Source organism: Flavobacterium sp. GW821-FHT12A05 (genome assembly GCF_058807735.1).
Genome location: NZ_JBXAQY010000007.1, coordinates 106,838 through 120,366 on the forward strand (window position 1 = coordinate 106,838; position 13,529 = coordinate 120,366).

Annotated in this window: 11 protein-coding genes; 9 read left to right on the plus strand and 2 right to left on the minus strand. The window is 33.6% G+C overall.

The features are described from left to right. The first annotated feature begins 51 nt into the window (after positions 1-51). The 6 genes from AC1RRQ_RS16945 to truB all read left to right on the plus strand — a co-directional run bounded on the left by AC1RRQ_RS16945 (position 52) and on the right by truB (position 5,674). Entirely contained in the window at positions 52-2,052 is a 2,001-nt protein-coding gene (locus AC1RRQ_RS16945; RefSeq protein ID WP_493024211.1) for a TonB-dependent receptor plug domain-containing protein, read from the plus strand. A gap of 13 nt (positions 2,053-2,065) precedes the next feature. Then, complete coding sequence (locus AC1RRQ_RS16950) at positions 2,066-2,662, plus strand: molybdopterin-dependent oxidoreductase (protein WP_493024212.1); 597 nt, start codon at positions 2,066-2,068, stop codon at positions 2,660-2,662. Positions 2,663-2,869: 207 nt separating this feature from the next. Next, complete coding sequence (locus tag AC1RRQ_RS16955) at positions 2,870-3,745, plus strand: cell division protein FtsX (RefSeq protein WP_493024213.1); 876 nt, start codon at positions 2,870-2,872, stop codon at positions 3,743-3,745. Between the two features lie 89 nt (positions 3,746-3,834). Next, the gene (locus AC1RRQ_RS16960) at positions 3,835-4,089 is read left to right on the plus strand and encodes a DUF3098 domain-containing protein (protein ID WP_493024214.1); all 255 of its coding nucleotides are present in this window, start codon (positions 3,835-3,837) and stop codon (positions 4,087-4,089) included. Positions 4,090-4,184: 95 nt separating this feature from the next. Then, on the plus strand, positions 4,185-4,982 hold the full coding sequence (locus AC1RRQ_RS16965) for an undecaprenyl-diphosphate phosphatase (RefSeq protein ID WP_493024215.1): 798 nt from the start codon (positions 4,185-4,187) through the stop codon (positions 4,980-4,982). After that, on the plus strand, positions 4,982-5,674 hold the full coding sequence (truB, locus tag AC1RRQ_RS16970) for a tRNA pseudouridine(55) synthase TruB (RefSeq protein WP_493024216.1): 693 nt from the start codon (positions 4,982-4,984) through the stop codon (positions 5,672-5,674). Before AC1RRQ_RS16965 ends, truB begins: the two co-directional genes overlap by 1 nt. A gap of 354 nt (positions 5,675-6,028) precedes the next feature. On the opposite strand, the gene AC1RRQ_RS16975 is transcribed toward truB, so the two are convergent. Then, positions 6,029-6,646, minus strand: a complete 618-nt coding sequence (locus AC1RRQ_RS16975; RefSeq protein WP_493024217.1) for a thioredoxin family protein — start codon at positions 6,644-6,646, stop codon at positions 6,029-6,031. 255 nt (positions 6,647-6,901) lie between these two features. Here AC1RRQ_RS16975 and pyrH point away from each other — a divergent pair, with 255 nt between their 5' ends. From pyrH to AC1RRQ_RS16990, 3 genes are all read left to right on the plus strand, one after another. Continuing rightward, a complete protein-coding gene (gene pyrH / locus AC1RRQ_RS16980) occupies positions 6,902-7,609 on the plus strand; it encodes a UMP kinase (protein ID WP_053472459.1) in 708 nt (235 codons plus the stop codon). 152 nt (positions 7,610-7,761) lie between these two features. Continuing rightward, positions 7,762-8,325, plus strand: a complete 564-nt coding sequence (gene frr / locus AC1RRQ_RS16985) for a ribosome recycling factor (protein WP_493024218.1) — start codon at positions 7,762-7,764, stop codon at positions 8,323-8,325. A 118-nt stretch (positions 8,326-8,443) separates the two neighbouring features. After that, positions 8,444-10,939 carry a DUF5686 family protein gene (locus AC1RRQ_RS16990; protein WP_493024219.1) on the plus strand — a complete coding sequence of 832 codons (2,496 nt, stop codon included), beginning with the start codon at positions 8,444-8,446 and terminating at the stop codon, positions 10,937-10,939. Between the two features lie 278 nt (positions 10,940-11,217). Here AC1RRQ_RS16990 and AC1RRQ_RS16995 read toward each other — a convergent pair whose 3' ends face one another. Continuing rightward, positions 11,218-13,488, minus strand: coding sequence for a cation:proton antiporter (locus tag AC1RRQ_RS16995; RefSeq protein ID WP_493024220.1), 2,271 nt, complete (start codon positions 13,486-13,488; stop codon positions 11,218-11,220). Between the last annotated feature and the right edge of the window lie 41 nt (positions 13,489-13,529).

The following is a 13,529-nucleotide window of genomic DNA, read 5'->3' on the forward strand; positions in this document are numbered from 1 at the left end:
TTTTTTAACCATCAGTATTCATTTTAAAACATACTGAAAAATTGTAAATTTATGAAAGCAAAATTTATTGCCTTACTGCTCTTTCCGCTCATCGGATTTTCGCAGCAAAACAATTCAAACCAAACCGATTCTTTAAAAGTTTCTAATGTTTTTATTTTGGGAGAAGTTATCGTAACCAATCATCAAAACAGAGACACCTTAAGCCGGGTAACCACAAAAGAAATGCAATCTCAAAACAAAGTAGACGTTTCGAGAGCATTAAACATGCTTCCGGGAATTAGTTTAACAGCATCCGGACCACGAAATGAATCGATGGTTTCTGTTCGAGGTTTTGATTTAAGACAGGTTCCGGTTTATATGGACGGAATTCCGGTTTATGTTCCTTATGATGGTTATGTAGATTTGGCGAGATTCACCACTTTTGATTTGGCTGCGATTGATGTTTCAAAAGGATTTTCCTCGATACTTTATGGACCAAATTCGCTTGGAGGCGCGATTAATCTTGTTTCCAGAAAACCTTCAAAGAAATTAGAATACGACGGTTCTTTAGGAATGATCAACGAAAACGGATACAAAGGAAACATCAACATTGGTTCTAAGCTGGATAAATTCTATTTTCAGGGCGGTTTCTCTTATTTAGACCGAGATTCATTCAGAATGTCTTCTAATTTTGTTCCAACAGCAAATGAAAACGGAGGGCAAAGAGACAATTCATATCGAACAGATCAAAAAATCAGTTTTAAAGTGGGCTGGACTCCCACCGAAAAAAGCGAATATGCATTTGGTTACATCAATCAGCAGGGCGAAAAAGGAAATCCTGTTTATACCGGAAACGATCCTTTAAATACGCTTTTACTGAAACCACGATATTGGCAATGGCCGGATTGGGATAAGGAAAGTTTTTATTTTATTTCGAATTCTAGTTTCGATGACAAAAACAGTTTCAAAACCAGATTGTATTTTGATCGTTTCAAGAATACGCTCGACAGTTACGACGATGCCACTTATTCGACACAAACCAAACCTTATGCTTTTGAAAGCATTTACAACGATTATACCTATGGCGGGAATTTAGAATACAACACCAGGTTTATCCCAAAAAACGAGCTAAAAGTTGCTTTTCAGTTTAAAGAAGATGTGCATCGTGAGAACAATCTTGGAGAACCTGTACGTCATTTTATAGACAATACCGTTTTAATTGGAATCGAAGATATTTACAAAGTAAATTCTAAACTTACCATAATTCCCGGCGTGAGTTACAACATCAGAAAAAATACAGAAGCCGAAGATTACAACAGCACTACAAAAGTAATTTCAGATTATCCATCGGCAGATGCAAGTGATGCTTTTAATGCTCAGATAGGTTTCTTTTATCATTTAAATCAAGATCAGAAATTGGGCGCAACGGTTTCTCAAAAAACAAGATTTGCCACCATCAAAGACCGATATTCATACCGAATGGGAACGGCAATTCCGAATCCGGATCTAAAACCGGAGAAAGCTACTAATTACGAATTAAATTATACGGCCAATTTATTCAGCAAAGTTACCTTTCAAACCGCATTTTTCTATAGTTCTCTAACCGATGCTATTTTAAGCGTAAGCAACGTACAGCCTGGAAAATCTCAAATGCAGAATTTTGGCAAAGCCGAATATCTTGGCGTTGAAGCACAAATTAATTATACTGTTTTAGATAATCTTTCGCTTAACTTCAATTATACTTATCTTGAAAGAAACAATATCACAAACCCAAATATTCATTTTACCGATGTTCCAAATACAAAAGTTATGGGTACTATAGAATATCAGCCTATTAAAATACTGCGATTTATCGCTAATTCTGAATTTAATTCTTCTCGTTTCAGTACAAGTTACGGCGCAAGAGTTCCAGACTACACGCTTTTAAATTTTTATGGTTCGGGTAAAATCGCTAAAAATTTCAGCATCGATGCCGGAATCAATAATATTTTCGACAAAAACTATTGTCTTGTAGAAGGTTATCCGGAAGAAGGCCGCAATTTTTTCGTAACTCTTCGCTTTTTCAATAATTAAAATCAAAAAAAATATGAAAACACAACATTACATTCTCGTTCTTCTAATTGCATTTTCATGCACAATGTGTAATTCTTCTAAAAAAGAAAAAGAAGATACTGCAATAACCGAAAAAGTTTCTAAACCAGATAACGACAAACATCCGGTTCTTACCCCAGCCGATAGTTTAAAATTAGTTAATCATGAAATTGAAGTAAAAGGCGATGTCGAATTTCCACTTCGCTTAAGTGTCGATTCTTTAAAAAAGATGAAAGTGGTTACCATCGATAACTTTAAAGTGGTGTGTCAAAGCGGTCAAGTTAAAAAAGACGATAAAGTTTGCAAAGGTGTTCTTTTAAAAGACATTCTAGAAAAAGCCAAAATCAAACAAGACGGACATAAAGACCGCAATTTTTATATCGTAGCCAGAGCTTCAGACGATTATAAAGCTACTTTCTCCTGGGCAGAAATTTTTAATAATCCAACTGGAGAAAACACTTATGTTCTTTTTGAAGAAAACGGAAAACCGGTAAAAAGCGGTGAAATGATCTTAATTTGTAAAAACGATATTAAAACCGGACCAAGACATGTTTACTGGTTAAAAAGTATTGAAGTTAATAGAGTGAAATAGTTTTTTTTTAAGGTTCAGAGATACAAAGTGGCAAAGGTTCAAAGTCTTTTGTCACTTTTTTTTACTAAACAAACGCAAAACTTTACACACTTTGCTGTTAAATAAAACTTTATTCGATATCTAATCGTACATTTATAGTATAAAAGTTCGTTAATAACTTTAAATAAAGAAATTCTTTATTATTTTTACCACATAATTTTAGCATATATGAGTTCTAACTTTGATAAATTTCAAAAACGCAGGTTAATTTCCTCTTATTTTTCGGTAGTCTTAAGTGTTTTCTTGGTTTTATTCCTTTTAGGAGTACTGGGATTATTCATTATTAATTCCAAAAAACTGGCAGATGATTTTAAAGAAAAAATCGCCATGACAGTTTTCTTTAAAAATGAAGCTAATGACAGCGTTATCAAAGCTTTTAATACCGAATTAAAAAGAGCTCCTTTTGCCTTATCTTATGTTTATGTAACCAAAGAAAAAGCGGCAAAAGAACATACCGATATTATTGGCGAAGATTTCCTAACTTTTTTGGGCGAAAACCCATTATTGAATTCGTACGATATTCACTTAAAAGCCGATTACGTAGAACGTGACAGTATCTTGAAAATAGAAAGTGCTTTACGCAAAAACACTATGATCGAAGATATTGTTTACGACAAACAATTGGTAAATCTGGTAAATGACAACATCAAAAAAGTAAGTATGTGGATTTTGATTATCAGCGGTTTCCTTACTGTAATTGCTGTTTTGTTAATCAATAGTTCACTTCGTCTATCTATTCACTCGAATCGTTTTATCATTAAAACCATGCAAATGGTGGGCGCTACAAAATCGTTTATTCGTAAGCCTTTTGTAACTCGCAGCGTAAAACTAGGAATGCTTGGCGCTTTATTAGCGATTATCGCTCTTATTGGTCTTTTATTCTATGTAGAAACGAATTTCCCTGGATTAGGAATTTTAGAAGACAAAGCTTTAATCGGATTGGTATTATTAGCCGTTTTCGGATTAGGAGTTTTAATTACATGGGTAAGCACGCATTTTGCAACACAGCGTTTCTTAAATTTAAGAACTGACGATCTTTATTAATTTTAGATTGTTAGACTGTAGATTTTAGATTAAAATATAAACTCATATAAAATAGAGGATAAGATTGCTTGGTTCCTCGCAATAACAAAATGAAAAATAACAATAATAAAGAAGAAGTACAACAAAAACAGGAATTCCTTTTTGACACTGTCAATTACAAAATCTTATTGATTGGAATTGGGGTAATTGCATTAGGATTTATTTTAATGTCTGGCGGCGGAAGTGATAATCCAAATGTTTTTAATGAAGATGTTTTTAGTTTTAGACGTATCCGTTTAGCTCCAACAACTGTTTTAATTGGTTTTGGAATCACGATTTATTCTATTTTCAAAAAATCTAAATAGACAACTTAGACATTTTAGATTTCTTAGATCTTTAGAATAATCTTTTCTAAAAAATCTAAGAAGTCTAATATTCTAATAATCTAACAATCTAATAAATGAATACATTACAAGCTATCGTTCTTGCCATTATTGAAGGAATCACAGAATTTTTACCTGTATCTTCAACTGGACACATGATTATTGCGTCTTCTTTTTTTGGAATCGCACACGACGATTTCACTAAACTTTTTACCATTGTTATTCAGCTTGGCGCGATACTTTCGGTTGTAATTTTATACTTCAAACGTTTCTTTCAGACTTTTGATTTTTACTTTAAACTTTTAGTTGCTTTTATTCCAGCTGTAGTTTTAGGATTATTATTAAGCGATTTTATCGATGGCTTATTAGAAAACCCTGTTACAGTTGCTGTTTCACTTTTAATTGGAGGTCTAATTTTATTAAAAGTTGACGAATGGTTCAATACTCCAAACACAGCAGAAACTTCACAAGAAATCTCGTATTTACAAGCTTTTAAAATTGGTTTATTCCAATGTATCGCCATGATTCCGGGAGTTTCCAGAAGTGGTGCAAGTATCGTGGGCGGAATGTCTCAAAAATTATCTAGAACAACTGCTGCCGAATTTTCATTTTTCCTTGCAGTACCAACTATGCTGGGAGCAACAGCAAAAAAATGTTACGATTATTATAAAGCCGGATTCGATTTATCTCACGATCAAATCAATATGTTGATTATAGGAAACATCGTTGCTTTTATTGTAGCACTTTTGGCAATCAAAACCTTTATTGGATTTTTAACTAAAAACGGTTTCAAAGTTTTTGGTTATTATAGAATCATTGCCGGAATCATTTTATTATTGATTCACTTTTTCATTCACCCGCTTACCATTATATAATGACACCTGAAGAATATTTAGACGGACAAGTTTTACTGATAGACAAACCTTTAAAATGGAGTTCGTTTCAAGCTGTCAATAAATTAAAATACCTTTTAATCAATAAAGTCGGGCTTCCTAAAAAATTTAAAATTGGTCATGCCGGAACTTTAGATCCTTTGGCATCTGGCCTTTTATTAATCTGTACCGGAAAATTCACCAAAAGAATTTCTGAACTTCAGGGGCAGGCAAAAGAATATACGGGAACATTTTATATTGGAGCCACTACTCCATCGTATGATTTAGAAACCGAAATCGATCAGACTTTCCCAACGGAACATATCGATGAGGCTTTAATTCACGAAACGGTAAAACAATTTTTAGGTGAAATCGATCAAAAACCGCCTATCTTTTCGGCCATTAAAAAAGACGGTATTCGTTTATACGAGCATGCACGTGCCGGAGAAACAGTAGAAATTGCAAGTAGAAAAACGACTATTCACGAATTTGAAATTACAAGAATCGCATTGCCAGAAATAGACTTTAGAGTAGTATGTTCTAAAGGAACTTACATTCGTTCTTTAGCTTATGATTTTGGAAAAGCCATGAATTCTGGTTCGCATTTAACGGTTTTACGCCGAACTAAAATTGGCGATTATGATGTAAAAAATGCGATTGATATTACTTTGTTTGAGGAGAGTTTAACTTCTTAAAAACAAGAAGCACATTACATATGTGATTTGTAATGTGCCTACTTCTAAAAATAATGTTGCTCCATACTTGTTTGCTTTTTAATAGTGAGGAATATTTTTGCCTCCAAACAAGTACGTTGAAAAAAAATCGTAAAACCTTTCGAATAACTTTTTCATGATAGTGTTTTTTAATTGTTAATATTAATAGACACCAATAAAAAGAGTAAATCAAAAAATAAATAATAGAAGTGGGTTCAAAGAGCAAGATACATAATTTTGCCTTACAAAAAAACATTTTAGCAAAACATTATCATATTTGTTATCAACACATTACAAACAACACACTGTAAACTATTATTACAAATAAATTTCAAGCTATAATCTGTTATATTTGATATTTTCCATGATTTCGACTATTTCCTGTTGAACAGAAACTCCTTTATCTGCCAAATACCATAATTGCAAATCGGTTTTAATTTTTTCATCAATAGCACCAACTTCTCTTTTATGTTTCGCCATTAATTCAGATGCACCTTTTGGTCTTGGTCCCCAATCTGCTCTTACAATTCCGGCTTCTTTACAAATTACGATAACTTTTGGGATCGCTTTTCCGCCATTTGTTAAGTATTGATTCATTAATTCTTCATTTTCGTCGCGAAGTACAATTCTCAAATCAATCTTTTTATCAGACTCGTGAGCCATTTTATTTAAAATAGGAAGAATCTGCGCTGCATCGCCGCACCAGCCTTCAGAAATTACCAGCCAGATGTAGTGATTATCTAAATGCTGGAGTTTTGAAATCACATCTTCAGAAATCTTGATCGTCTTTTCTAAACGATTCATTCTGGCATCGTTCAGTTTAGAATAATTGGTCAGACTTTCGGATTGTTCATTTCCTGTTGATTTTCCTTCAGATAATAAATCGGTAACTAATTTTCGATATTCAGCATAAGAATGGCTGTTGAATAATGCTTTGGCTACAGTACTTTTCATAGAGGTTTATTTTGCTAAGTATAAAATTAATGATTTTAACAAGACGCAGGAATGACTTTTGTCACATTTGGAGATTATATTTTACGATGAAATTCATTCGTAAATTTTTATTTCCTGTATCAAATTAAAAAACAAATGTATTTTTCCTACAAAATTAAAAAATTATATTCAAATTGAAATAAAAATTTATTTTGTCAACATTATTTTTAAAAATCAGAATATGTCTATATTTGCACAAATTAACGCAACACAAACATGAAATATAAAAGAATTCTTCTAAAACTTAGCGGCGAGGCATTAATGGGTGATCTACAATACGGGATTGACCCTAAAAGATTAGCCGAATATGCAGATGAAATTAAGCAGATTCACGCAAAAGGAGTAGAAATTGCTATCGTTATTGGAGGAGGAAATATTTTTAGAGGCGTTGCTGGTGCCAGCGCAGGAATGGACAGAGTGCAGGGTGATTATATGGGAATGCTTGCCACTGTTATTAACGGAATGGCTTTGCAAGGCGCACTTGAAGATAAAGGAATGAAAACGCGTTTACAGACTGCTTTAAAAATGGAGTCTATCGCAGAACCTTATATTAAAAGAAGAGCTGACCGCCACCTTGAAAAAGGCAGAATTGTAATTTTTGGAGCCGGAACCGGAAACCCATACTTTACAACTGATACTGCAGCTGTTTTAAGAGGAATCGAAATTAATGCTGATGTGATCTTAAAAGGAACTCGTGTGGATGGTGTTTACGATTCTGATCCGGAAAAAAATGCTTCGGCTGTAAAATTTGATTTCATCTCGTTTGACGATGTCCTTAAAAAAGGATTAAACGTAATGGATACAACTGCTTTTACTTTAAGCCAGGAAAATAAACTGCCAATTGTTGTTTTTGATATGAACAAAATTGGAAACCTATTAAAAATCTGCGAAGGCGAAAACATCGGAACTGTAGTAAATATTTAGACTGCTTAGATTATCCGAAGATTAGATTAATAACAATCTTTATAATTTTCAAAAGCAATTTCAAAAAATAAAATAACATCGTTAGCAAATTAGAAGAATACATTTTTAAGTCTAAAAATCTAACCTTCTAAAAATCTAAAAATCTAAAAAAAATGAGTGAAGAAATAGATTTTATATTAGAAAGTACTGAAGAATCTATGAATGGTTCTATTGCACACTTAGAAAAAGAATTTCTAAATATTCGTGCAGGAAAAGCATCTCCAGCAATGTTAGGGAGTGTTTTTGTAGATTATTATGGTTCAGCAACACCACTTTCTCAAGTGTCAAAAATTAGTGTTCCTGATGCAAGAACAATTACTTTACAGCCTTTTGAAAAAAACATGCTGCAAGTTATTGAAAAAGCAATCATGATTGCTAATATTGGTTTTAACCCAATGAATAATGGTGATGTTATCATCATCAGCGTACCGCCTTTAACAGAAGAGCGCCGCCGCGATTTAGCGAAACAAGCAAAAGCGGAAGCGGAAGATGCTAAAATTGGTGTTCGTAATGTTCGTAAAGACGCAAATACTGATATCAAAAAATTAGAAAAAGAAGGAACTTCTGAAGATGTTTGTAAATCTGCAGAAGAAGAAGTTCAAAACTTAACCAATACATACATTAAAAAAATTGATGAGTTATTAGCTGCAAAAGAAGCTGAAATCATGAAGGTTTAAGTATTTGGAAATGAAATTAAAAAAATCCGTCTGGTAAAATTATCAGACGGATTTTTTTATTCTTATTTTTGCATACCAAAATCAAATACTTTTCGTTTTTGAATCTATATAATTCTCTATGAGGCTATTTTGTTTATTGACTTTATTTTTCACGCTTACCATTCAGGCGCAATTTCAAGTAAGCGGAATTGTAACTGACTCAAACAACAAACCTCTCCCCTTTGCTACTATTACAACTACAGATAACAGCAATACGATTACCGACGTTGACGGGAAATTCATTTTTAAAACCCTTACTAAATTCGGAAATTTTACGGTTTCGTACATTGGTTTTCAAACTAAAATTATTGCTTTAGCTGAAAATAAAAAGTTTTACTCGGTTTCATTATCTCAAAAAACAGACGATTTAAAAGAAGTTATCGTTTCTAATGAAAATCCGGCTTTGACCATTATTAAAAAAGTCATTGCAAACAAAAACAATAACAATCCGCAGAAAAGGCTGAAAAGTTTTGATTACAAAAGCTACAATAAACTTATTGTTACTGCCAATCCGGATTCGATTGACGGAAGAATAGATTCATCTGCCGTTTATAAAGATTTCGATAAAAAGAAAATCAACATCGATTCCTCTGATTATAAATTCAAAGAAATCATAAGCAAGCAGCATTTGTTTCAAACCGAAAAAGTATCTCAATATCAGTTTGGCAACAATAAATTAAAAGAAACCGTTCTGGGCACCAAAATAGCTGGATTTAAAAACCCTATTTACGAAGTTATTGCTTTCAACTTACAGTCAATTTCTATTTACGACAACAAATACGAGCTTTTTGAAACCAAGTACGAAAACCCCATTTCGAATACTGCACCTTCGACTTATAATTATAAATTATTAGATACGGTAAACATAAAAGGACGTGAAACCTTTATGATTTACTTTAAGAACAAACAAAAAAGAAGAACTTCGGGCTTAGAAGGCGTTTTATATATTGACTCACAAAATTTTGCGATTGCCAAAGCTATAATGCGCATAAAAGGCGTTTTGGATATCAGCGGTATTCATGAATTTGATTACGTGCCAAATGAAAAAGTATGGTTTCAAAGCAATACTACTTTTAAAATCGTAAAAGGAAAAAATGACGATGACATTAAGATTTTAGGCGGCACGATTCAGTTTGACGGAGATGTTGCCGAAGATTATGAGCCGAGAAAAAAAGCGGCTTCGGATTTTACTTATCTGCTTTCTGAAAGCAACAATTTTGATATTCATTACAATACCGATACTCCTATAAAAAACCCATCTCTTTATATCGAAATTAAAGACGATGCAAGCAAAAAACCGGAAGAATTCTGGAATCAGTATCGAAAAGAAATTCTGGATCAAAAAAGCCAGAAAACTTATCAATTACTAGACAGCTTATCCGTAAGCCGAAGGATTGAAAAACGTTTGGGATTTGGACGTAAAATCATCAATGGTTACATTCCTATTGGCCCCATTGATTTAGATTTGAAAAAAATAATCAGTTACAACAATTACGAAGGTTTTCGCTTAGGTCTTGGAGGTATAACCAATGATAAATTTTCTAAAGATTTTAGACTTGAAGGATATACGGCATACGGAACAAAAGACGGTGTTGTTAAATACAATTTAGGCGCCGGCGTTTTATTAGACCAAGATACCAATACCTGGATAAACGGATCATATACAGATGATGTGCGAGAAATTGCAAGTACGCTTTTTGCGGTTGATAAACGTGTTTTTAAAATTTATGATCCAAGGCCAATCAACATTAGTACATTTTACCATTACAACAGCTGGAAAGCGAATGTACAAACGAAGATTATCCCAAAAACCGAAGCTGTTTTAGAATTAGCCAGAACCTATGTGGAGCCAAAATTTGATTATCTTTTTAATTACAACGGACAGTTGTATTCTAATTATATCATGACAACGGCCATGCTTTCGATTGTTTGGGCTCCTTTTAGCGATTTTATGCAAACGCCTACAGGAAGAAATGAGTCGGACAAAAGATTTCCGAGATTTACTTTTCAGTATACTCAGTCTTTGCCAAATGTTTTAGACAACGATTTTAATTTTGGAAAAATAGATTTTAAAACCGAATACGAAAAGAAATACCTAAACGGCCAAAAAACGAGTTTACTTTTACAAGGGGGTTACGCTTTTGGTGATGTTCCGCTTACGCATTTGTACAACACAATGCCTAACAACCTTACCAAAGAAACTGTTATTCAGCGTATTACTTTTGCCGGAAGAAACAGTTTCGAAACCATGTTTTTTAATGAGTTTTTCTCGAGTCAATATATCTTTTTCCAGGTCAAACATGGTTTTAACCGAATCAAAATCCTAAAAAAAGTTCGACCTACCATAGTTTTAGTAAGCAGAATGGCTTGGGGAAATATGGAAAAACCAGAGCAGCATGTTGGCCCATCATACAAAACGTTAGACAAAGGTTTCTTCGAATCGGGAATTGAATTAAATAAAATCTACAAAGGTTTTGGTCTCGGCGGATTCTATCGCTATGGTCCAAATCAGTTATTTAAGTTTGAAGATAATATCGCTGTTAAGATTTCTTATGTAATTGATTTGGGATTATAGTTGAAAGTTAAATTCCAATCTTTGCCGAGCTGCTTGCGGAGATCCTTCCTCCGTCAGGATGACAAGATTGTGTAAATCTTTGTCGATCTACGAGTGTGATCTCTCCTCCGTCGAGATGACAAAAAAGCCAGTAAAGCAATAAAAAAAATCCGTATAAATCTGCGTTTCGCTTTAGCGAATCCGTTTTATCCGCGTGCCATCCTGCGAAATACAAAAAACCCCAAACCTCAATCATTACAATCGAAATTTGGGATTTAAAACTATTGGAATTTAAAAAATTATGGTTTCAAAATCAGGACTGACGGTGTGTTATTCAGCCATGTACTTTGAGATTCAATTAATTTTTTCCAGCTGTCTAAACTTATAATCATTAAATTTTGACCATCTAAGAATTCTTTTTTAATTGTTCTGTCATGCATAATCATAATATGATTTGGGGCAATCTGTTCGATAGATCTAATCGTTTCCTGAATCTCACGGGTATTTTTCACATCGCCGCTGGCATCAAGAACCGTGATCTGTGAACCATTATTGTTGATTAATTTTTTGGCATAATCAATTAAAAAAGCGTCTTCTTTACTAAAAATAGGTATAAAAACCTGATCTACTTCTTCCAGTTCTTTATCGATAAAAATACCAACCGGCATTTTGGCTTTGGTAATAATGTGACGAGTCCTTTCGTCAAAAGGATTATTTTCGAATAAACCTTCTTTTCCGGTAAACTTATCGATTAAACGATCCGGGTTTACAATTCGGGTTGTGAATCCAAGGATTTTTCCAAGTAAAGTTCCGTCAAAAATAGATTGTCCTAAACCAACCAGTAATAAATCATATTCTCCTTGGTTTGCCGAGTCAATAATATCAGTATCAATATCATTCGACACTTTAAATAAACTCACCATATTTTGATTCAAACGCTGTGATTCTTCGATAACCGGAACCAGCATTTTACGTTCATGATCTTTAACATCAAATGAATGTATCTCTGTACTTAAAGACAAATGCATCGCTGTTACAATCGAGTTGTCTCCTTGTTTTTTAACTAAACTGTTGGCAATTCTCAAAAGTTTTTTTCCTCTTTCGGGAGTCGCAAATGAAAGCAGAATTTTGTATTTGCTTTTATTTCCAATTTCCTGAGGAATAGCCGTTATTTTATCTTTAAAAATAAAGCCGATAAAATCTAAAGCCGGACCTGTCATAAAAGTTGTTACCAAAGCCATAATTACCATCATGGTAAAAATTTCTGTAGATAAAACACCAAGGTCATAACCAATATTTAAAACAACAAGTTCCATTAAACCTCTTGTATTCATCAAGGCTCCAATTGCTAAACTGTCTTTCCAGTTCTGGCCTACGAATTTTGCGGCTAAAGCACTTCCAAGGAATTTACCCGCAACAGCAACCGCAATAATTAATCCGGTGATTTTCCATAATTCAGGATCATTAAGCAAACCTATCTGTGTACGCAAACCTGTAAACACAAAGAATAATGGCAATAAAACAATTATAGCAACATCTTCAACTTTCTCAATAAATATGTTTCTGAATTTATTGTTTTCCGGCATAATGGCTCCCGCTAAGAAAGCTCCGAATAAAGCGTGAATTCCAATTAATTCAGCAGCATACGCTGAAACTAAAAGTGTAATAAAGAAAATAGCAACAACAGGTTTGTTTAAACTTTCACGTGTTGAATTTAAATCTCCAACACGTTTTAGGAACGGACGAACGATTTTCAACATAATGATTACATACAAAATCGCTAAACCAATTACATATAAGGAGCTCGTAAATGAACCTGCTTTTACAATTGCAATTACAACGGCCAAAATACACCAAGCCGTAATATCATCAGCAGCGGCACAAGTAATGGCAATAGTACCCAATTTGGTTTTCTGCATACCGCGTTCCTGAACAATTCTGGCCAGAACCGGAAATGCCGTTATGCTCATGGCGATTCCCATAAATAATCCGAAAGAAGAAAATTCGACACCAACTGGCGCAAAAGTATGGTAAATAAAATAGGCTAATGTTAATCCTAAAGCAAACGGAATAACAATACTGGCGTGGCTGATAACAACTGCGTCATGCGCTTTGTTTTTCAGTACTTTTAAATCCAGCTCCATCCCAATAACGAACATGAAAAGGATTAAACCAATCTGACTTAAAAATTGTAAGTTTCCTAAAGATTCTTTTGGAAATAAAGCGGCTGAAAACTCCGGAAAATACATTCCCACTAAAGATGGCCCTAAAACAATACCGGCAATCATTTCTCCAATTACAGATGGCTGTCCTATTTTTCTAAAAAACCATCCAAACAAACGCGCCACCAAAATAATAGTCACGATTTGTGCCAATAAAATAGCTAACGGATGCTGTAAGTTTTCGACCATTGAATGCAGGAAATCATTCCAATGATTGCTTTCGATTTTTTTCTTAACGATATTACGCCCCACTTCAAGAGCAGCGCCTTTTGAAATTACCCAATATATCATAGCGGTAAAACCACCAATAATAGTTACGTAGAATAAAGAGTTTTTAATGTTATTCATAACTCGTTCTTTTAATTTATTGCCGCAAATATCAGAAGTGA